We start from the raw sequence: 21298 nt of genomic DNA, 5'->3' as shown, positions 1-21298 counted from the left end.
TATATCCGGCATTGGGTGCGGCGGGCGATGTTGCCCGCTCACCCCACCTGACGCAGCGTCAGCAATGGAGGCTGCCGCAGGACAGAGCGGGCACCCAGCCAGCCGGCCAGCCCCACGCCAAGGGCACCTCCCCCCACGCCCATCAACCAGAGAATGGGGTTCACTGAGTAGGGTAGATCGAAGATCTCCCGGGCCAGCACCATACCCACGGCACTCGCCCCCGCGCTGGCCAGCAGTCCGGCCAAGGCACCCATCACCATGAATTCTGCCAGCAGCCCCGCCAGCACCTGCTTACGGCTGGCCCCCAGGGTGCGCAGTATGGCGCTTTCCCGTCGGCGCAGGTCACGGGTGGCATGGATGGCGGCAAACAACACCGTCACCCCAGCAGCCAAAGTGAATAAAAAGACGTATTCCACTGCCAGGCTGGCCCGGTCGATGATGTCCCTCACCTGCTGCATCAAGGCCCTCACGTCCAGCACAGTAACGCTGGGAAACTGCCGCACGGCCTCGGTCAGCATGCGCTGCCCTGCTTCGTCCATATGGAAACTGGTGATATAGGTGGCTGGAAAATCCTCCAGTACCCCCGGCGAGGACAGCACGAAGAAGTTCACGTTGAAGGAATCCCATTCCACGCTGCGCAGGTTGGTCACGGGGGCCTGAACCGGTTCACCCGCGATACGAAACTCCAGGATGTCTCCCAGTTCAATCCCCAGGGTTTCGGCCAGGCCTTCTTCCACCGAGAAGCCCGGTTCCGGATCCTGGACATTCCACCACTGCCCCGCCACCACGCGGTTGCCGGGTTGAAGATCCCTGGCGAAGGAGAGATTGAATTCCCGTGTCACCAGACGCTCGGCCCGGGGATTGGTGTAGTCTTCCGGGCGAACCGGCGCATCGTTCATGGTCGAGAGCCGCCCCCGGATCATGGGATAGTACACCGGCCTTTCCATGTCATGGCGCTCAAACAGGGCCTGAAGGGGCTCCACCTGGTCTGGCTGAACGTTGATCATGAAGTGATTGGGCGCCCCTTCGGGCAAGCTGCCTTCCCATTCCGAGAGCAGGTCCACCCTCACCAGGGCCAGCAGCAGCAAGGCCATGATGCCCAGACCAAAGGCAGACAGTTGCACGGCACTCAAGGCGCCGCGCCGGGAGAGATTGGCCAGGCCAAAGCGCAAAGCCACCCCACCCCGGCTGCGCAGGGGGGTGAGGGCCTTGACCATGAGTAACGCCGCCACCCACAGCACAGCGACAGTGATGGCCGCGCCACCGAGCACAAAACCGGCCAGACGCACATCACCGGCCTGCCACAGCAGCAGCACGCCCAGCGTGAGCATGGCCAGCCCCAGGACCAGCCACATGGCGGGCGGCGGGGCACCCAGGTCCCGACGCAGGACCCGCAGCGGCGGCACCTGGCCAATGCGCAGCAGGGCCGGCAGGCCAAAACCCAGGGCCGTAATCAATCCGACCCCCATCCCGGTGAATATCGGCCACAGGGAGGGCAGTGGCAATTCCGTGGCAAACCAGCCCGACAGCAGCCAGGCCAGTACGCCCTGTGCCCCGAACCCCAACAGCAGGCCGATGGCGCTGGCCAGTAAGGCCAGCCACAGCAAACGCAACGTAAACACTTGCAGGACAAACCGTCGTGAGGCCCCCAGACAACGCATCACGGCGCTGGTGTCCGATTGCCGATCGCTGTAGTGACGGGCCGCCACCGCCACCGCCCCACCGGCCAGTAGCACGGCCACCAGGGCGGCCAGGCTCAGGAACTGCTCGCCCCGGGCGATGGCATTCCGCAAGGCGGGTTGGGCATCAGCCACGCTCTCCAGGCGTTGATTATCCCCCAGCCGCGGCTCGATCCAGTCCCGATAGCGGTTGATGACGGCCTCATCCCCGGCCACCAGGAAACGATGATTGACCCGGCTGCCGGGCACGATCAGCCCGGTGGCCTCCAGATCCTCCACATTGAGCAACAGCCGGGGTGCCAACTGGAACAGATCTCCGCCCCGATCCGGCTCGTAAGTCAGCACCCGGGTGATGTTGAGGGAGATCTCGCCCACGTCCAGGCTGTCCCCCACGGACAGATTCAGCAACTGCAGCAAGCGTGCCTCTACCCAGGCCTCACCGGAGTCGGGCACGGACTGGGTCTCTTGCTCCTCGCCGAAGAGTGTGGTGCTCACGCGGGCCGTGCCCCGCAGGGGCCAGCGATCGCTCACCGCCTTGAGTTCGGCCAGTTCCGAATCCTCGTCAGACACCACCACGGTGGGGAAGCTCACATAGCGGGCGGTATCCAGGCCCCGCTCCTGAGCTTCCCGGCCGAATTCGCCCGGTATGGGCTGGGACGAGGTGATGCTCAGATCCGCTCCCAACAGTTCAGTGGCCTGCAAGGACATGGCTCGTTGCACCCGGTCGGTGAAAAAGCTCACCGAGGTGACGGCTGCCACGGCGATCACCAGGGCCAGCGCCAGAATACGCAATTCCCCGGCCCGCCATTCCCGACCCAGGGAGATCCAGGAGTAACGCAGCGCCTGATTCATGCGGCCCCCAGGATGCCGTCGGTGATGCGATAGCGTCGTTCGCAGCGGCTGGCCAGATCCGGGTCATGAGTCACCAGCACCAGGGCCGTGCCGTAAGCAGACTTGAGGTTGAACAGCAACTGGATGATCTGCTCGCCGGTCTGCTGATCCAGATTGCCCGTGGGCTCATCGGCAAACAGCACCTGCGGGTGGGCGGCGAAGGCCCGGGCGATGGCCACCCGCTGCTGTTCGCCCCCGGAGAGTTGGCTGGGGTAATGGTCCAGGCGGTGACCCAGGCCCACCTGCTCCAGGGCCTCCCGGGCCCCGGCACGGGCGTCGCCATCGTGACCGGAGAGCTCCAGCGTGAGCATCACATTCTCCAGGGCCGTCAGGGCCGGCAGCAGCTGGAAAGACTGGAACACAAAACCGACCCGACCGGCACGCAACCCGGCGCGTGCATCTTCGCTCAAGACGCCCAGATCCTGGTCCAGCAAGCGAACTTCCCCCCCACTGGGGAGATCCAACCCCGCAAGCAGACCCAGCAGGGTCGACTTGCCCGAGCCGGAGGCACCCAGGATGGCCACGGCCTCAGCGGGCGCCACATGCAGATCCACACCCTTTAGAATGGATAAACGTCCGGCCGGACCCATAACGGATTTGACGACACCACTCGCGGAGACCACCGGGGCGGGAGAGTGAGAGACCATGAGACCAAGACTCCTTCTGATTATGTTGCTGTTCCTGACGCCGGCCGCGGCCAGCGTGGCGGATGAACGCCCCACCCTGCTAGTGATGGGGGACAGTCTGAGCGCCGCCTACGGCATGCCCACGGAACAGGGCTGGGTCGCCCTGCTGGAATCCCGTCTGGATGCGCAAGGCCGGGATTTTCAGGTGCTCAATGCCAGCATCAGCGGCGAGACCACTCGCGGCGGCCTGACCCGTCTGCCGCGGCTTCTGGAGCGACACGAGCCCGACTGGGTGGTGCTGAGCCTGGGCGGCAACGACGGCTTGCGGCGCATCCCGCTGGAGGAGATGTCCCGCAATCTGCGCGAGATGATTGATCTCAGCCACAATGCCGGGGCCCGGGTCTTGCTGGTGGGCATCCAGATTCCGCCCAATTTGGGCAGACATTTCACTGAGAGGTTCCACCAGATCTATCATGATCTGGCAGCGAATCATGACCTCCCCCTGGTGCCCTTCCTGCTGGAAGGCGTGGTGCTTGAGGAGGGCATGATGCAGTCCGACGGCATCCACCCCACCGCCAAGGCCCAACCGGTGATGCTGGATACCGTCTGGGAGGTGCTGGGGCCGGAACTGGACGGCTGATCAGCGCTCCACTTTTTCCAGTACCTGGGTAATCAGGTCGCCGCGGCGATAGTACGGCGGGGGATTTTGCATGTCTTCAAGGGCCGCATCCCTCTCCCGGGCCGTCTCATACCAGCGGAAATGCTCCCAGCCCTCTCCCAGCAGATGAGATGCCGACATGCTGTCACCCTGGGGCAAGGTAATGCGAATGCCAAATCGCTTCACGAAGCACGCTCCTCGAGGTTGATGGATCCATCTAGCAGCCTTTCCGGCAACTCACCGACGTGGGGCATTTCCAGGTCTGGCCGAGGGCCGCCCGGCCACTTCACCCCGTGGGTGTTCACCCAGGCCGTGTGCATGCCCACTCGTGCCGCGCCCCGCACATCCCGCTCAGGATCATCCCCCACATGCAGGGCTTCGTGAGCGGCCACGGCGGCCTCATCCAGGGCCGCCGTGAAGATCTCGGGCGATGGCTTGGCATGGCCGGCGCTGGCGGCAGTGACCACGAAATCAAAATACTGGCCAATGCCGATGTGATGCACATCCGCGTTGCCGTTGGTAATGGCACCGATGGTGTAATGGTGGCGCAGCCTGTCCAGGGTTTCCAGGACATCATCATAGAGCGATACCTGGTTCCTGGCCTCCCAGAAGACCTGAAAAGCGGGTTCCACCAGGGCCTCATCGCAGCCGTATTCAACCGCCAGGGCCGCCAGCCACTGCTTGCGCAATCCAGTGAGATCATGATGCAGATGCGCACGGGGACGAAACCATCGCTGGCGGTGTTGGATCATGGCCTCCAGATTCATGCGGCGGGTGATACTCGGATAATGGAGGCTCAGCCAATCATGGAAGGTGCGTTCGGCATTCTGGATCACCGGAGCGCAGGCCCACAGGGTGTCATCCAGGTCAAAGGTGATGCAGCGCAGGTTCATGGCACCTCAGTTTACACGGAATCGCTCCATGGCATGACTCAGATCGGCCGCCAACCGTGAGAGTTCCTGGGCAGCACTGGCGATCTCGCCCGAGCCATTGGACACATCGTGCCCCACCTCGCTGATACGTACCACATTGCGGTTGATATCCTCGGCCACAGCGCTTTGCTCCTCGGCGGCGCTGGCAATCTGAGTGCTCATATCGCTAATCGTGCCAACCGCGCTGACAATGGAGGCCATGGAGCGATCCGCCATGGCGGCACCGTTCGAGGTCTCTTCCGCTCGCTTGAGACCTGACTGCATCACGGCCACGGCATTACGCGTGCCGCCCTGGAGTGCCTTGATCATCTCCTCGATCTCATGGGTGGATTTTTGGGTGCGGCTGGCCAGGGTGCGCACCTCATCGGCCACCACCGCAAATCCCCGGCCCTGCTCCCCCGCCCGGGCCGCCTCGATGGCGGCATTCAGGGCCAGCAGGTTGGTCTGCTCGGCCACGCCCTGGATCACATCCAGCACGGCACCAATCTTTTCGCTGTCGGCCTCCAGCTGCTTGATGACCTCGGCCGCCCGCCGGATTTCATCGGCAAGTTCCTTGATGGCCTCGATCGCCTGCGCGGAGACCTGCTGGGCTTCACCGGCCTCCTGATTCACCTGCTGGGCCGCCTGTGAGGCATCGGCCGCGTTGCGGGCCACCTCCACCACTGTTGTGGTCATCTCGTTCATGGCCGTGGCCACCTGTTCGGTCTGGTTCTGTTGCTGATCGACGCGCTGACGGGTCTCACCCGTCACCGCTGTCAACTCCTCGGCAGCTGACGCCACCTGAGTCGTGGCGCCGGTCACTTGGCCGATGATCCCCCGAACACTCTCCACCATCTGATTGAATCCCCTGGCGACCCGGGTCAGTTCATCCTGTCCGGACTCGGTGACGCTGACCGTGAGATTGCCCTTGGCCATCTCACGACTTGCCTGGTCCAGTTCATCCACCGCACCGGTAATGCGCCGGATGACCATGACGGCCACCGCCGAAGAAATGGCCATCACCAGCAGCAAGCCCGCGATCATGCCATTGCGGGTGTTCTGGTACTGGCTCAGAGCACTCTGGTAGATGTCTTCTGAAACGTTCATCTGCAGGTCCATCAACTGCGCAAGGGTGGCGTTGACAGCCTCAGCCCGGGGGGTCACCTGTTCTCGCAAGAGACTTTCCGCGCGCTCCAGATGAAAGTTGCTCAAGGCCTCCGCCGCGGGTCCCATGGCCTGTTCCTCGAGCCCCTTCATCTGCTCGGCCAGGCGATCCGCCAATTCCTGTTCTCTGGGAGTGAGGTAAGTGTCAAGATAAGCCTGCCAGACCCGGCTCCTATGCTGATCGTTGGCCTGGATGGCCTCGTTGGCGGCCTCGATATTGTCCAGATTGGGATTATGCAGGGCTATCAGCAACTGTGCGCGATCATCCGCCAGGGTGTCACCGATCCGGCTCAACTGATCCATGGGAATCACCCGATCCTGGTAGATGGTGCTCAACTGGGCGTGATTCTGGTACATGCCTCCCAGTCCCACTGCAGCCAGGACGACCATGAACACCAGGGCCAGCCCGGTCATCGCCAGCAATTTGATTCGGATGGTCAAAAGCGAGCCCATCTGGACTTCCTCCCTCTGGAGCACCGTTCCTTTCGATCGGTCTCCTGCAAACTGACTTTGAACGGGTTACCCAGCACCTTGGCACGGGTCGGCGGGGCAAGGCTGCCATGGACACATGAGCCTTGCATGGTTTTATAGCGTCTGTTCGATAGAATGCTTGAATGCCCCGACGTGGGGTCAACTGCTACACTCAGTCGCTCTACAAACGAGACATCGGAGGTACGATTCATGAAAACCATCACCAAAATGCTGATCGCCGGCCTGGCCCTCACCCTGACCGCCGGCGCGGTCTCGGCAGCGGATCCCGAGGACGCCATCGACTATCGCAAGGGCGTTTTCCAGGTATTCAAGTGGAATATGGGGCCGCTGGGCGCCATGGCTCAGGGAGACATCCCGTTTGACCGGGAAATGGCCGGCCAGCGCGCCGAGCAGTTGGACCGGGTGGCTGACCTGCCCTGGCAGGGATTCATTGAAGGTTCCGACATGGGCGATACCGATGCCATGCCGGAGGTGTGGATGAATCGGGAGGCCTTCGATGAGGCTGCCTCCGAATTCGAGCAGGCCAGCGCCCGACTGGCGCAGTTGATCACCGAAGAAGCCAGCGAGCGGGACATCCGTCGTCAGATCGGCGCCGTGGGCCAAAGCTGCAAGGCCTGCCACGACGATTTCCGCGAATGAGGCGTTGATATCCCCTCATCCCCTGCCCTTCTCCCCGGAGTGGAGAAGGGTACCTTGATGAATAGCCCCTCTCTCCTTTGGGGAGAGGGGCTGGGGTGAGGGGCGTACCCCCTCCAATACCTAGGGCAAAAAGGTCACCGCCCCCCACACGCCCACTGCCGACACACCCAGCACCACCAACGCCCACCACAAGCTGGCAAAACGAAAGCCCGACGCCTCGCCGACGGCCACCCACTTGCGCCCGGTGATCATGGGTCCGACAAGATTGTCGCCTTTGATCAACCAGTACAGAAACACCGCCAACACGTGGATGCCAATCACAATCAGCAGCAGATCAAAATTGGCCTTGTGCAGGCTGGTCAGGGCATCACTGGTGGATGAGGACACCATGCGTGCCAAAGGCCCCCGAGTGAAGATCTGATCGTTGGCGAACAAACCACTGAGCCCCTGAAACAGCAGCAAACCCAGCATCAACATCACTGACCACCCACCCAGCGGGTTATGTCCGGTATGGGTCGGGGATTTGCCACTCAACAGGTCACGCAGATAGCGGAAGACGCTCACCGGACCTGCCAGAAAGTGGCTGAATCGGGATGACCGTGTACCCATGACCCCCCAGATGATGCGAAACAGCAGCAAGGCCAGCAGGGTGTAGCCCAACCACATGTGCCAGTTCAGGGTCATGACATCCTGGCTCGTGTACCACAGGCCAATCAGTAACGGCACCAATAACCAGTGAAAGATGCGTGTCGGCAGATCCCAGACCGGGATACGTTTTCGGGAAACATCCGGATATTCATGATCCTGCATGGACTTACCTCAACAATTGATCCAGTATCTTCCGCTCAATAAGCGGTCATCTCCACAAAACCGCGTCCGGCGGGTTGGCCGGCCTCGAAGACATCCACCGCCCCCTCCCAGTAACGCACCGTCAGATCCATTTCCTGATCCTCGCGCACCGCACGGATTTCCAGATCCCGATCCTGTTCCGGCAGGCGCAAATGCCAGGCCACGGGATAGGTGCCCCCTTGGGGACTGATCCAGGTCTGCTTGACCTCCAGTTCAAAGGCATCCTGCGGGATCACCTGATGCCGGCTGTCCGGTTCCACCCACAGACCCTTGCTCAAGGGGTCCACACCACCGTCCTCCAGACGCAGTTCGTAGACCATCACATCATGCCCGTCATCCAGTTGCAGGGAGAACCAATCCCAGCCTACCTGGTTTTCGCCAAGCACACTGGTGCTCCATTCCCGGTCCATCCATGACAGACCAGTCACCGGGTAATCCTGCTCCCCGAGGCGGAGGGTTCCCTTGGTCTTCAGTCGGGTCATGGAAAAATAATACGAGGCATTGCCCGGTTCAGGCGACTTCTGACTCAGCCCGCGGTCTCCCTGAAAGACTTTGTCCTTCAGAGGGGTCAGGCGCAGATCCAGGGCAAGATCCCCCTCCGCAGCCAATAGCCGCCAGGGGAAGTCGTTGCCTGACTCAGCCTTGAGTTCCCAGTCATCCAGCCAGACGCGGAACGGGTCCAGCTCCGCCCCAGCCAATCCGGCGCCCCCACGAGAAAAACGTTCCAGGGCCTGATGCCGGTCACCGGCCACGTCGGTCACTGCCAGATGCGCCATCCAGCCCTGATTAGTGGCCCAGGTGGACTCCGATTCCGGCGGTGTGGGGGACAACGCAAACCGGAAGAAGGTCATCTGGAATCCGAAACGTCGACCCTCGGGGTCATCCAGATTCCCGGTCACATACCACCACTCATTACGATACGCCGGGTGGGCCGCATGATCCTCGGGGAATTGAAAATCCCGGGGTGCCAGCGCCCGGGCATAGCCCTCCATGTCATCGCCCCCCAAGGCTTGGGAGACGGCCAGGGCATCCTCGCCCTCTTTTGGCCCTTGTTCACCACACCCGGCCAGCAACAGGACCGCTGACAGGGCCAAACCCCCTCCAGACCACCATCGAATCATGCTCATTCCTCCCTCAGATGTTCCGCCGGCTGGGCCCGTGCCATGCGCAATCCCGGATAGATCCCGGCCAACAGAGCCGCCAGCAGGGCCAGCCACACCCCTTCCATCAGCACCCGCAGTGAGACCTGATGCTGCATGCTCCAGCCAAACGAGCGCAGGTTGATCACCTCGATCAGCATGTGCGACATGATCAGCCCCAGGGGTATGGCCAGGATCCCGGCCGCCAACCCCAACAGGCCGCTTTGCAAGGTCACCATGCCCCCCAGTTCACGGGGAGTGACGCCCGTCGCCCGCAGTACGGCATTCTCCTTGGAGCGCTCCATCTGCAGGGCCATCAGGGCGCTGAGGATGCCGATGAAGGCCACGCCCACCGTGAGCAGTCGCAGTATGTGGGTGATGGCAAAGGTGCGGTCGAAGATATCCATGGATAGCTCGCGGATCTCACCGCTGGAGGTCACCAATACCGGACTCCCCAGGTCGGCCACTGCGGCACGTATCGGTCCGAGGGCGGTATCCAGGGGGAGGCCATCCCGCAAATAGATACCCAGCGAGGCCACACCCGGGTCGTCCCAGTAACGGTCATACAGCGCCCGGTGCACTGTGACCAGGCCACGGTCCGAACCGTATTCCTGCACCACGCCGACGATGGTGAACGCCCGCAGGCCTCGATCCGTGCGCAGGGTCAGGGTGTCATGCAGTCCCAGGGACAAGCGCCAGGCCAGGGGCTCGGAAATCAGTACGGCGTCGCGGTTTTCCAAGGAGCGCCAGGCAGATGATCCGTCCCCGGCCCGATAGCGGTAACTCTCGGGGGTGCGCGGTGCCGGGTCCACCGCCATCATTTCCAGGGTGCCCTGGGGCGAATGCACGTGAACCCGCCGAGCGGTGCTCACGGTCTCTACGGTCTCCAGGGCCTCCAACCGAGCCCGGGCCGCCTCCGGCAAGACCGGATTGATGCCGACGCCGGAGCGTCCTGGAGCACTCACATAGACATCACCCTGCAGGGTCTGACCAAGCCATGCGTCCACCGTGGTGCGAAAGCTTTCCACCATTACCCCCACACCGATGGTGGCCGAAACCGCCAGGGCCAGCGCAGCCGTGGCAGGCCCCGCCCGGCTCATCCCTGCGCTCACGCCGCGAGCCGATAGTCGCCCCATGGCGCCAAAGGCCGACGCCAGGGGGCTGGCCAGGCCCCGGGCCAGGATCAGTAAGGCCGGTGGGATCAACAGGGCATAGCCCAGAATCAGCAGGAACAGGGCTGCAAATCCCAGCAACAGGCTTTGACCGGGCCATTGCAGCAGGAGCCAACTCAGCCCCATCAGGATCAGGCCGACACCGATCAGCCAGGGCATCAGACGCCCCACGCCCCGCTCCAGCGTGGAGCGACGCAGAGCATCCCGGGGCGAGATCCGGGCGGCCTCCCAGGCGGGCCCCAGGGCCGCTGCCAGCGTCGCGGCGATCCCCAGCAGCAGGCCCTTGAGCACTCCCCAGACAGTCAGATGCAACTCCGTTACCGTGAGCACGAAATACATGTCCGAGACCGTGCGCGTGACCATCTGCAGCAGGAATTGCCCGATCAGGGTACCGGCCAGCAGCCCCAGGATCGCGCCAGTCAGGCCCACCATCAGTGCCTCAGTCATGACCAGACGAAACAACTCGGCACCGGTCATGCCCTGCATGCGCAGGGTGGCCAGCAGGCGACGCCGCCGCAGCACCGAGAAAATCATGGTGTTGTAGATGAGAAAGGCCCCTACCAGCAGGGCCAACAGACTCATGGCGGTGAGATTGATGTGGAAGGCCCGTGACAGCTGCAACGTGGCCTCATTGCGGCTTTTGGTCGCCATCACCTCGGCCCCCTCGGGTAGCAGGGCCCGCAGGCGCTCCAGGGTATCGTGATCGGGCAGAATGAGATCGATACGGTCCAGGCGCCCCAGCCGCTGCAACAAGACCTGAGCATGGGCAATATCCGCCAGCATGATACCGTCCAGCCCCGGTTCATCGGTCTCCAATACCGAACGAAGAGTGACTGTTTCCTCCCGTCCCCGGATGGTTACGGTAAAGCGGTCTCCCGGCTCCAGATCCAGTCGTGCGGCGGTTCGGGAGCTCAGCATCACGGCATCGGCATCCGTTATCAGGGCACTCACGCCCTCCCCGCGGGCACCGTTGGCATAGTCACGAAAGGGAGCCTCCGCAAAGGGCTCCAGCCCCAACAGGGTGAAGGTTTCGCCGCGGGCCTGGACGTGGCCCTCCACCACCGGAGCGCTCTCCCGGAAGCCCTGTCGGCGCAGCTGGGCATAGAGGCTCTCATCCAGTCCCGCCGGTCCACCCAGCACCTGGTGAGTGGTCCGGCCAGTCACGGTTTCCAAAGACAGTTCGAAGGCCCGGGAAGCACTGGAGTTGGCGATATCCACAGCCACCACGATGGCCACACCCAAGGCGACACCCAGGATCGAAAACAGGATATTCCAGGGCCGTTTGCGGTGGTCCCGGATCAACGCTTTAGCCAGCAGCGTCATGGCGTGTTATCCGAGGGGGTGATACGACCTTCGTCCAGGGTCCACACTCGGCTGGCGATGGCGGCCACCTCCTGGCTATGGGTCACCATCACCAGCGTACGGCCCTGATCCCTGACCAGATCCCTTAGCAGCGCGATGATCCGCGCACCGGTCTCCGCATCCAGATTGCCGGTGGGTTCGTCCGCCAGCAACAGGGCCGGCTCGTGGGCGATGGCTCGTACCATGGCAACGCGCTGCTGCTCGCCTCCGGAGAGTTCGTCGGGGAAGGCCTGGGAACGGTTGGCCAGATCCACCAGGTTCAGCAGGTGGTCCACCCGCTCGCCGCGCTCACGGCTGCCAACGCCATTAAGCTCCATGGGCAGGGCCACGTTCTCGGCCACGGTCAAGGTCGGGATGAGATTGAAGAACTGATAAACGAAACCCACTTCGCGGCGACGGAACAGGGTGCGCTCCCGCTCTCCCATCGTGTCCAGCCGGCGACCCCGGATATGGATCTCTCCTGTATCGGGACGATCGATACCCGCCAGCAGATTGAGCAGCGTGGACTTGCCGGACCCGGAGCGCCCCACCAGGGCAACGATCTCGCCGGTCTGCACCTGTGCATTGATGCCATCCAGGACCGTGCGGCGCTGGTGGCCTTCGGTGTAGTGCTTGCTCACGTGGGTGAGTTGTAGCAATGGGGGAGCAGCGGCGTGTGATTGGGGTGTATCCATGATCATCCAGGCGTATGTTCTATTCATCCACAAAGGGGCGGGGATGAGGGGGAGGGCTCACCCCCTCACCACGTGTTCCACCACCAGTTGCGCCGTGCAGGCCCCGCGGAACTCATTGGCATCCAGCCGATAGGCCAGATGGACGCGCTCAAGGCCGTCGGGCCACTCCTCGGGATCGATATTGAAGGCCACCGCGTTCACCCGTACCGAGCCATCCACCGGCTGCAGGGTCAAACGCAAGTGACGTCCATCACTCAGCGGGCGACGCTCCCGTATATGGAACACACCATCGAACAAGGGTTCCGGAAAACCCTGTCCCCAGGGGCCGGCAGCGCGCAGGCGTTCGGCGGTTTCGAGATTGAGTTCATGATCAAGGAGCGGGCCGTCGCTGTGGATGATTCCCTCCAGATCGCGGGGATCCAGGGTCTCGCGTACAGTGGCCTCGAAGGCCTCCCGGAATGGCGTCAGGTGGTCCTCCGGCAGGCTTAGACCCGCAGCCATGGCATGCCCGCCAAACCGGGTGATCAACCCCGGATGACGGGTGGCGATGGCTTCCAGCGTGTCGCGAATGTGCAGGCCGGGGATGGAGCGAGCCGATCCCTTGAGGTTGCCCTCATCCGCTCGGGCAAAGGCAATCACCGGGCGATGCACACGGTCCTTGATGCGCGAGGCGAGAATTCCGATCACCCCCTGGTGCCAGTCGGGCTCGTACAGACACAACCCATGCCAGTGGGCCAGGTCGGGACGCTCAGCCAGCAGGGTCTCCAGCGTGACCAGTGCCTGTTCCTGCATGTCCTTTTCCACCTCCCGGCGTTCCCGATTCAGGTCATCCAGAGTCTGTGCCAGGGCACGGGCCTGGGCTGGGTCATCGGTCAACAGGCATTCGATGCCGATGGACATGTCATCCATGCGCCCAGCCGCATTCAGACGCGGGCCCACGGCAAACCCCACGTCTGACGCCACCACCCGGGCCGGGTTGCGACCGGCCACTTCGAGTAGCGCTCGGATGCCGGGAACGGCGCGCCCGGCGCGCATGCGTCGCAATCCCTGATCCACCAGAATCCGGTTATTGCGATCCAGGGGCACCACGTCGGCCACCGTGCCCAGGGCCACGAGATCCAGCAAATCCGCCAGATTGGGCTGGGCCAGCCCACGCTGGGTGAACCAGTCCGTGGCGCGGAGTCGGGCCCGCAGCGCGGCCATCACGTAGAAGATCACCCCCACTCCCGCCAGTGCCTTGCTGGGAAACGCATCGTCCGGGAGGTTGGGATTCACCACAGCATCGGCGGGCGGCAGGTGCTGACCCGGCAGGTGATGATCCGTGATCAATACCTTCATGCCTGCCGCCTGGGCAGCGGCCACTCCGTCCAGGCTGGAGATGCCGTTGTCCACGGTGATGAGCAGATCGGGTTCACGCTCACGGGCCACGGCAACGATCTCCGGGGTGAGTCCATAGCCATATTCAAAGCGGTTGGGTACCAGATAATCCACTCGGGTTGCTCCCATGTCCCGCAGGGCACGCAAGGCCAGGGCCGTGCTGGTGGCCCCGTCGGCATCAAAGTCACCTACCACGAGGATCGACCATCGCTCCTCAAGGGCCTGCTGCAACAGGGCACTGGCCGCCTCGACCCCGGAAAGTAACTGCGTCGGGGCCAGCCCCGCCAGGGCATGATCCATCTGTGCCGGGTCGTGGATACCCCGATGGGCATAGAGTCGGGTGAGCAGGTCGGCTCCCTGGGGCGTATCGCTGGGGCGTTGCAGGCGTCGGTGGGCCTTCATGGTGCCTCCCCTCCCAGCAGATCACCCAAGGAGCGGCTACCGCGCCAGAAACGCCAGCGCCCCCCCGGGCCCAGGATGGCCACCTGGCCATCTCCGGCATGAAGGTGAAGCCTGCGCACCCTGCCCCGCTGCATGGCCTTGAGTAGCGGCTCGAACCATCGGCGTTCGAGTGCCTCCACGCCTGTCTGCCAGGCCGGAAGATCATCGTAGGCTGCCTGAGCCCAGACATCATCCAGGACCACCAGGGCATCACCTCCCGAACGCACATCCTCGCGGGTATCCAGCAAGACCTGGGCATTTTCCGGGAGCGCCTGGCAAGGCACCCGGGCCCATCGGCACAGCCCCTCAAGCAATGGCCCCTGCCCGAACGCAGCGGCCAACGGAGGTTGAGCGGGCGCCGTTGGCAAGGGGGCCTCACCCCAGATCCACAGGCTGTTGACGGGTTTGAGCCCCCGCCCCTCCCGCTCCTGATTCACAGAAGCGGGAAATAACAGCATCTGTAATTCATTCAGATCCTGCAGCCAGACGTCAGCACGGGGACTCTTTCGAGGCAAAAGCTGACTGATTCGCTGGCCCACCGCCGCTGAAAGCGGTGTGGTCTGCAGGCCCGGATCGGTCGCCTCGGAAAGATGCATATGCCAGTGATCTGCCGTTGAGGCCTCCAGGGTCCAGGGACGGTGGGTGAAATGTTCATTCACCTGCCCCACCAGGGCCTGGGCCTCATCCACCGATAGACTCAGCCGGGAGGCGTCCGTCAGCACCAGGTCGTCGATGCCTGCCTCCAGATGCACGGGATCCGCGCAAAGCCAATGGCCCGTGAGTGGGTCGTCGGGATGGCTGGCCATGCGTGTCAGGGCCCCGGCGGGCGTGCCCTCGGTGATACCAAAGAGCCGACACAGGGTGGTCTCGCTGGGCCAGCCCCGGGAAGGGGTCAACGCCCCACGGGACAACAGCCATTCCAGTGCGGGATACCGCCCCACCTCCCCATAGGATGCGAGCCATTCCGGCACCCTGTGCAGGAGTCCGGGGATGAACAGGTGCAGTGTGGATTGAGTCACGGCGGCTCCTGATGAGTGCACGGGATAAGGGCGCGCGGGGTGCGCTCGATCTATTGTCCGGGCTGTTCAATCCGGTCCGGGTTGGCCCAGCGGGCCAGTACCAAGGCCAGCACGATTGCTGGCACGCCGATGAAGGCTGACGAGATAAAGAACCAGAACCAGTCAATATGCTCCACCAACACGCCCGTGAATCCAGCCAGAAATTGTCCGGGTAACGTCATCAGGGAGCTGAACAAGGCGTACTGTGTGGCCGTATAGGCCGTATTGGTGAGGCTGGAGAGATAGGCAATAAACACGGAGATGGCCAGTCCGCCACTGACATTGTCGGCCATGATGGCCATGACCAGACCATACGTCTCGGGACCCAGCAAGGCCAGCCATGAGAAGGTCAGATTCGTGAGCGGAGCGAGGAAGGCAGTGAAGATGAGCATGCGCATGATGCCAAAGCGCGCCACCAGCACCCCCCCCAGGGCGGCCCCGATGAGGGTCATGGCCAGACCGAAGGCCGCGGCCACGTTGGCAATCTGCGTCTTGGTGAACCCCAGGTCCAGATAGAAGGGGTTGGCCATGACGCCCATGAAGATATCGCTGATGCGGAAGGTGCCGATGAACAGCAGGATGAGCAGCGCCACCCACCCAAAGCGTTTCATGAAATCCGCAAAGGGGCAGATCACGGCACCAATGAACCAGGCGGTCAGTCCCCGACGCCAGCCCCGGTGACGAGTGCGTTGCAGATAATCCACCACCCGCTGCTCCAGGCGCTGGGTGGTCTGATCCACCGTGACTTCAGGTTCACGGATGATGAGCGTAGTGATCAGCCCCACCCCCATGAGCAGCCCCATCACGCCATAGGCGATGCTCCAGTTGCCCACGGCCGCCAGGTGCAGGGCCCCGGCTCCGGCGGCCAGCAGGGCTACCCGATAACCCAAGATATAGGAGGCCGCCATGGCCCCCTGTCGATCCCGCGTGACCGCCTCGATGCGATAGGCATCGATGGCGATGTCCTGGGTGGCGGAACCAAAAGCGGCCAGCACGGCCCACACCGCCACCAGCCAGAGGTGTTGGATGGGATCGGTCAAGGCGATGCCCAGTAACGAGCCACCGATCACCGTCTGCGCCAGGAGCATCCAGGCCCGGCGTCGGCCAAACCAGCGGGTGAGCAGGGGCAGTGCCAGTCGGTCCACCACCGGGGCCCAGAAGACCTTGATGGAATGAGCCATGCCCACCCAACTGAGAAAACCGATGGCCGCCAGCTCCACCCCCAGGTCTCGCAACCAGGCGGTGAACGTGCCGCCCACCAGCAGCAGCGGCAGACCGGCGGCAAATCCCAGGAACAGCATGCCGATCACCCGGGGATGGCGATAAACGGCAAAGGCACTGCGCCAACTGCGTTGCGTATGAGGGGTATGCATTAGAGGCCAAATCAAAAAAGCCCGGCAGAGCCGGGCTTTTTGAGGTCTTTTGGTCGGGGCGAGAGGATTTGAACCTCCGACCACCTGCACCCCATGCAGGTGCGCTACCAGGCTGCGCTACGCCCCGAAGAAGTGCCGCATTATAGGGAACTTAGGTCGGTTTGGGAAGGGGCGATGCCGACCTATTTATGCTCTCCGGCATGGGGCGGTTTCTGCTTGAGAATCTGCAGGACTTCCTCCAGTTCGAGACGCATCTGGCGGATGATCTGCTGGCTCTGGGTCGTATCTTCCTTGGCTTCCTGACCGGAGAGTTTCTGCCGGGCTCCGCCGATGGTGTAACCCTGTTCGTAGAGCAGACTGCGGATCTGACGGATCAGGATCACATCCTGACGCTGGTAGTAGCGACGGTTGCCCCGACGCTTGACCGGCTTGAGGGACGGGAATTCCTGCTCCCAGTAGCGCAACACATGCGGCTTCACTCCGCACAGTTCGCTGACCTCGCCAATGGTGAAATAGCGTTTGCCGGGAATGGCCGGCAACTCGCTGTTATTGCCCGCTTCCAGCATAAGACTCGACCCTCGCCTTGAGTTTTTGCCCGGGCCGGAACGTCACCACGCGGCGGGCGGATATCGGGATCTCTTCGCCTGTCTTGGGATTTCGTCCGGGCCGCTGGTTCTTGTCGCGAAGCGTAAAATTACCAAATCCCGACAACTTCACCTGCTCGCCCCGCTCCAACGCAGTGCGCACCTCCTCGAAGAATAACTCAACGAGTTCCTTGGCCTCACGCTTGTTGAGCCCCAGCTCATCAAAGAGCTGTTCCGCCATTTCTGCCTTGGTCAGTGCCATTGCTCAAGCCCTGAGGGTCGCCCCAACCTCTTTTTGTAATTTGTCCACGACAGCAGCGATCATGTCGTCCACCTGACTGTCGGTAAGAGTGCTGGATAAATCCTGTAAAATCAAGCCCAAAGCAAGACTTTTTCTTCCTTCAGGTACACCCTTTCCTGTATACACATCAAACAGATTCACCTGTTGAAGCGCGGTGTAGTCCATGGATTTGATCACCTGAACCACCCGGGCAGCGGGCACACCCTCATCCACCAGCACCGCCAGGTCCCGACGAATGGCGGGGAATCGACTCTGGCCTCGGAACCTGGGCACCTCCCCCCGGTTGATGGCCTCCAGTTTCAGTTCGAACAGGTACACGCTGGTATCCAGGTCCAGCCAGTCTTCCAGATCCGGGTTCAGGGTGCCTGCCCAACCGATCACCTCGCCCTCCAGGCGCAGTTCCGCGGACTGACCGGGATGCAGCGCCGGATGCTCGCAGGCTTGCCACTCCATCTGCCGATCCAGGCCGGACAGGCCCAGCAGGGACTCCACATCCCCCTTCATGTCGAAGAAGTCGGCGGTGCGGTCCGGCTGACCCCACTGATTGGGCCATGCCGGCCCGCAGACCAGGCCAGAAATCATCTTTTCCTGTTTGAGCTCAACATCCTGGGGCACAAATCTCAAACCAATTTCAAAGAGGCGCAGGCGCTCCTGCTGGCGATTGAGATTGTACTGCGCCGCCTTCACCAACCCCGGCCACAAACTGGTGCGCATCACGGCCAACTCCGAGGAAATGGGGTTGGCAAGCCTCAGTGGATCCACCCCCGGAGCGAAGCGGGCCTGAAATTCCGGGTCCACAAAGCTGAAGGTCACGGCCTCCAGGTACCCCAGATCCGTCAGGCAGGCACGCATGCGACGGGTCGATACCTGTGCCTCATCCAGCCAGCTCACCTGGGGTTGAACCGCGGGCAGGTGCGTGGGCAGGGTGTCATAGCCATGCACCCGGGCAATCTCTTCGATCAGATCTGCCTCAATCGCAAGGTCAAAGCGGAAAGAGGGGGGCATGACCCGCCAGGGGGTCTGTGCATCATTCACCTGGCAGCCCAGGCGGGTCAGGATCTCCTGCATGACTGGCGGGGCAATATCGGCACCCAGCAAGGCATTCGCACGCGCAGGCCGGAAGTCGATCGTGGTGCGGACCGGCAGATGGCCTTGACTCTCCTCCACCTGCGCGGGCCCTGGCTGCCCACCTGCAATCTCACACAGGAGCTGCGTGGCACGCTCCAGGGCGAGGGACGGCAGTTCGGGATCCACGCCCCGCTCGAAACGATGGGAGGAGTCGGTATGCAGGCCATGATGACGGGCCCGACCCGCCACCGCCATGGGGGCAAAATGCGCTGACTCCAGAAAGACATCGCGGGTGCTTTCCTTTACGCCGCTGGCAGCGCCGCCCATGATGCCTGCCAGGGCCAGGCATTTTTCCTCATCGCTGATCACCAGATCATCGCCGCTCAGGGTGAGATCCTTTTCATCCAGCAGCTTGAGCACTTCGCCCTCCTGGGCACGGCGCACGATGATGGCACCGCGTAATACCGACAGATCAAAGGCATGCATGGGCTGCCCCAACTCCAGCATCACATAGTTGGTCACATCCACCAGGGGCCCCAGACTGCGAATCCCCGCGCGACGCAGGCGTTCCTGCATCCAGACGGGCGTGGATGCAGCGGCATCCACGCCCCGCACCACCCGGCTGGCGTAGCGTGGGCAATCCGCGGGGGCGTCCAGACGCACCGGGAACGTGTCATCGCAGGCCGCCGCAACGGGTTGGGCTTCCACGACCTTGAGTGGCTGACGCGTCAGGGTGGCCACTTCCCGGGCCACACCCGACAGGCTCAGGCAATCAGCCCGATTGGGTGTCAGATCCACCTCAAGGATGTGGTCATCCAGACTGAGGAGTTCGCGCAGGTCCTGCCCCACCGGCGTATCGGTCGGCAATTCCATCAAACCGTCGCTGGACTCGGAGAGGCCCAGTTCACGGGCGGAGCACAACATGCCGTGAGAGGGGGCACCGCGCAGCTTGATCTTCTTCAAGGTGAAGGCATTGGGCAGCGTTGCACCCACCGGCGCGAAGGGTGCCTTCATGCCCTCATACACATTGGCGGCACCGCAGACCACGGGGACCGGCTCCCCACCACCATCGTTCACCAGGCATAGGCGCAACTTGTCGGCATCGGGATGAGGCTTGACCGAGAGCACCTGCCCCACCACGACACCTGTAAACGCACCGGCGGCCGCCTCAATGGCATCCAGTTCCAGGCCAGCCATGGTCAGGCGATGCCCCAGTTCTTCCACGGTCAGGCCATGGTCCACCCACTGGCCGAGCCAATGATTGCTGATTCTCATGAATGACTACCTTATTAGCTAGACGAACTGGCGCAGGAAGCGGACGTCGTTATCGAAGAACAGACGCAGGTCGTTGACGCCGTAGCGCAGCATGGCCATGCGCTCCACCCCCAAGCCAAAGGCGAAGCCGGTGTAGCGTTCGCTGTCGATGCCCACGTGCTCGAAGACATTGGGATGCACCATGCCGCAGCCCATGACCTCCAGCCAGCCGGTGTGCTTGCATACCCGACATCCATTCCCGCCACAGTGCACGCACTGGATGTCCACCTCCGCCGACGGCTCGGTGAAAGGGAAATAGGAGGGCCGGAAGCGGGTTTGCAGGTCGTCCTGTTCGAAGAAGGCCCTCAGGAAGGTATCCAGCACCCCTCGCAACTGGGCGAAGGTGACACCCTCATCCACCAGCAGTCCTTCCACTTGATGGAACATGGGGCTGTGGGTGAGATCGGAGTCGCAGCGATAGACGCGCCCCGGGGCAATGATACGAAGCGGCGGGGTTTGCCCCTCCATGGCCCGCACCTGGACCGGCGAAGTGTGGGTGCGCAGCAGGGTGCCGGCATCGAAATAGAAGGTATCGTGCATCGCACGAGCCGGGTGATGCGAAGGAATATTAAGGGCCTCGAAGTTGTGGTAGTCGTCCTCCACCTCCGGGCCTTCGGCCACCTGGAAACCAAACTGCCCCAGCAATCGCTCCATGCGCTCGATGGTCAATGTGACCGGGTGCACGCCCCCCGACTCCTGACGACGTCCCGGCAGGGTGATGTCCACCGTTTCAGAGGCCAGACGTGCCTCTCGGGCGGCGGCCTCCAGCACGCTACGCTGCTGATCCAGGGCCTGATTGACCAACTGTTTGGCCTGATTGATGGCCTGTCCCGCCTGCTTGCGATGCTCTACTGGCAGGGACCCCAGGGTCTTGAGTTGCTCGGTGATCACGCCCTTCTTGCCCAGAAAGTGGACGCGCAAATCTTCGAGATTGCGCAGATCCTTGGCACCCTTGATGGCATTGAGCGCCGCTTCGGTCAGTTTGGAGAGGGATTCCACGTGATGCTTTCCGTCGTTGGCAGTGAAAACAAAAAGGGGAAAGGCCAGGCCTTTCCCCTTTTACATAGCGCGCCCCCTGGGGGTGCAAAGCCAGCCCATAACGGACGTCCCAGGCAGCCTGTCTCGGCGAGCGGTCTGGCCTAAGCCCCCAGCCCTGCCATGGAGACCCGCTTAAAGGGCAGCCTTGGCCTTTTCGGCAATGCGACCGAAAGCGGCAATATCATGCACGGCCAGATCAGCCAGCACCTTGCGGTCGATCTCGATACCGGCCTTGTCCAGCCCGTGAATCATGCGGCTGTAGGACAGATCGAACTGGCGGGCCGCCGCGTTGATACGGGCAATCCACAGGGCGCGGAACTGGCGCTTACGCTGGCGGCGGTCACGATAGGCATACTGGCCGGCCTTGGTGACGGCCTGAGCAGCAACGCGATAGACGTTACCGCGGGCACCATAGTAACCCTTTGCCTTCTTCAGCACCTTTTTGTGCCGGGCGTGGGCGGTTACACCTCTTTTGACTCGGGGCATAT

General features: G+C 62.8%; 19 protein-coding genes and 1 tRNA gene. 2 read left to right on the top strand and 18 right to left on the bottom strand.

Translation table 11 applies throughout. From position 1 onward, the window contains the following. Positions 1–38: 38 nt before the first annotated feature. Both BMY52_RS11800 and BMY52_RS11795 read right to left on the bottom strand, forming a co-directional pair. Positions 39–2531 carry an ABC transporter permease gene (locus BMY52_RS11800; protein WP_090254654.1) on the bottom strand — a complete coding sequence of 831 codons (2493 nt, stop codon included), beginning with the start codon at positions 2529–2531 and terminating at the stop codon, positions 39–41. Further along, positions 2528–3217 carry an ABC transporter ATP-binding protein gene (locus BMY52_RS11795; protein ID WP_090254652.1) on the bottom strand — a complete coding sequence of 230 codons (690 nt, stop codon included), beginning with the start codon at positions 3215–3217 and terminating at the stop codon, positions 2528–2530. The genes BMY52_RS11800 and BMY52_RS11795 overlap by 4 nt, the downstream gene beginning before the upstream one ends. Here BMY52_RS11795 and BMY52_RS11790 point away from each other — a divergent pair. After that, positions 3216–3836, top strand: a complete 621-nt coding sequence (locus tag BMY52_RS11790; protein WP_090254650.1) for an arylesterase — start codon at positions 3216–3218, stop codon at positions 3834–3836. The genes BMY52_RS11795 and BMY52_RS11790 overlap by 2 nt on opposite strands. Here BMY52_RS11790 and BMY52_RS11785 read toward each other — a convergent pair whose 3' ends face one another. Genes BMY52_RS11785 through BMY52_RS11775 form a run of 3 tightly spaced genes read right to left on the bottom strand, consistent with a single transcriptional unit; the run spans position 3837 to position 6370 of the window. Then, positions 3837–4040, bottom strand: coding sequence for a hypothetical protein (locus BMY52_RS11785; protein ID WP_090254648.1), 204 nt, complete (start codon positions 4038–4040; stop codon positions 3837–3839). It abuts the gene before it with no gap. Then, on the bottom strand, positions 4037–4747 hold the full coding sequence (locus BMY52_RS11780; protein WP_090254647.1) for an HAD family hydrolase: 711 nt from the start codon (positions 4745–4747) through the stop codon (positions 4037–4039). Before BMY52_RS11780 ends, BMY52_RS11785 begins: the two co-directional genes overlap by 4 nt. Positions 4748–4753: 6 nt before the next feature. Continuing rightward, entirely contained in the window at positions 4754–6370 is a 1617-nt protein-coding gene (locus tag BMY52_RS11775) for a methyl-accepting chemotaxis protein (protein WP_245740821.1), read from the bottom strand. Positions 6371–6610: 240 nt separating this feature from the next. Here BMY52_RS11775 and BMY52_RS11770 point away from each other — a divergent pair, with 240 nt between their 5' ends. Continuing rightward, a complete protein-coding gene (locus BMY52_RS11770; protein WP_090254643.1) occupies positions 6611–7060 on the top strand; it encodes a c-type cytochrome in 450 nt (149 codons plus the stop codon). Between the two features lie 120 nt (positions 7061–7180). Here BMY52_RS11770 and BMY52_RS11765 read toward each other — a convergent pair whose 3' ends face one another. The 13 genes from BMY52_RS11765 to rplT all read right to left on the bottom strand — a co-directional run bounded on the left by BMY52_RS11765 (position 7181) and on the right by rplT (position 21296). Next, the gene (locus tag BMY52_RS11765; protein ID WP_090254642.1) at positions 7181–7870 is read right to left on the bottom strand and encodes a cytochrome b/b6 domain-containing protein; all 690 of its coding nucleotides are present in this window, start codon (positions 7868–7870) and stop codon (positions 7181–7183) included. A gap of 35 nt (positions 7871–7905) precedes the next feature. Further along, complete coding sequence (locus BMY52_RS11760) at positions 7906–9036, bottom strand: lipocalin-like domain-containing protein (protein ID WP_245740819.1); 1131 nt, start codon at positions 9034–9036, stop codon at positions 7906–7908. After that, positions 9033–11543 carry an FtsX-like permease family protein gene (locus tag BMY52_RS11755; protein ID WP_090254639.1) on the bottom strand — a complete coding sequence of 837 codons (2511 nt, stop codon included), beginning with the start codon at positions 11541–11543 and terminating at the stop codon, positions 9033–9035. The genes BMY52_RS11760 and BMY52_RS11755 overlap by 4 nt, the downstream gene beginning before the upstream one ends. Next, positions 11540–12256, bottom strand: a complete 717-nt coding sequence (locus tag BMY52_RS11750) for an ABC transporter ATP-binding protein (RefSeq protein ID WP_090254745.1) — start codon at positions 12254–12256, stop codon at positions 11540–11542. The genes BMY52_RS11755 and BMY52_RS11750 overlap by 4 nt, the downstream gene beginning before the upstream one ends. Positions 12257–12313: 57 nt before the next feature. Next, positions 12314–14035, bottom strand: coding sequence for a single-stranded-DNA-specific exonuclease RecJ (recJ, locus tag BMY52_RS11745; protein ID WP_090254638.1), 1722 nt, complete (start codon positions 14033–14035; stop codon positions 12314–12316). Further along, entirely contained in the window at positions 14032–15093 is a 1062-nt protein-coding gene (locus BMY52_RS11740) for a hypothetical protein (RefSeq protein ID WP_090254636.1), read from the bottom strand. The genes recJ and BMY52_RS11740 overlap by 4 nt, the downstream gene beginning before the upstream one ends. 50 nt (positions 15094–15143) lie before the next feature. Continuing rightward, complete coding sequence (locus BMY52_RS11735) at positions 15144–16505, bottom strand: AmpG family muropeptide MFS transporter (RefSeq protein ID WP_090254635.1); 1362 nt, start codon at positions 16503–16505, stop codon at positions 15144–15146. Between the two features lie 50 nt (positions 16506–16555). Next, positions 16556–16632 (bottom strand) — tRNA-Pro (locus tag BMY52_RS11730). Positions 16633–16687: 55 nt separating this feature from the next. After that, positions 16688–17071 carry a MerR family transcriptional regulator gene (locus BMY52_RS11725; RefSeq protein WP_090254633.1) on the bottom strand — a complete coding sequence of 128 codons (384 nt, stop codon included), beginning with the start codon at positions 17069–17071 and terminating at the stop codon, positions 16688–16690. Then, positions 17052–17351, bottom strand: coding sequence for an integration host factor subunit alpha (gene ihfA / locus BMY52_RS11720; RefSeq protein ID WP_025281356.1), 300 nt, complete (start codon positions 17349–17351; stop codon positions 17052–17054). Before ihfA ends, BMY52_RS11725 begins: the two co-directional genes overlap by 20 nt. Before the next feature lie 3 nt (positions 17352–17354). Then, positions 17355–19733, bottom strand: a complete 2379-nt coding sequence (gene pheT, locus BMY52_RS11715) for a phenylalanine--tRNA ligase subunit beta (protein ID WP_090254631.1) — start codon at positions 19731–19733, stop codon at positions 17355–17357. Between the two features lie 18 nt (positions 19734–19751). Next, positions 19752–20771, bottom strand: a complete 1020-nt coding sequence (gene pheS, locus BMY52_RS11710; protein WP_090254629.1) for a phenylalanine--tRNA ligase subunit alpha — start codon at positions 20769–20771, stop codon at positions 19752–19754. Between the two features lie 171 nt (positions 20772–20942). Continuing rightward, a complete protein-coding gene (rplT, locus tag BMY52_RS11705) occupies positions 20943–21296 on the bottom strand; it encodes a 50S ribosomal protein L20 (RefSeq protein ID WP_090254628.1) in 354 nt (117 codons plus the stop codon). Positions 21297–21298 lie beyond the last annotated feature (2 nt).

This window comes from Ectothiorhodospira marina, from assembly GCF_900109495.1.
In the GTDB taxonomy this organism is placed as follows: domain Bacteria; phylum Pseudomonadota; class Gammaproteobacteria; order Ectothiorhodospirales; family Ectothiorhodospiraceae; genus Ectothiorhodospira; species Ectothiorhodospira marina.
The sequence above is the reverse complement of the archived record's forward strand: the minus strand, read 5'-3'. Positions and strand labels throughout refer to the sequence as shown.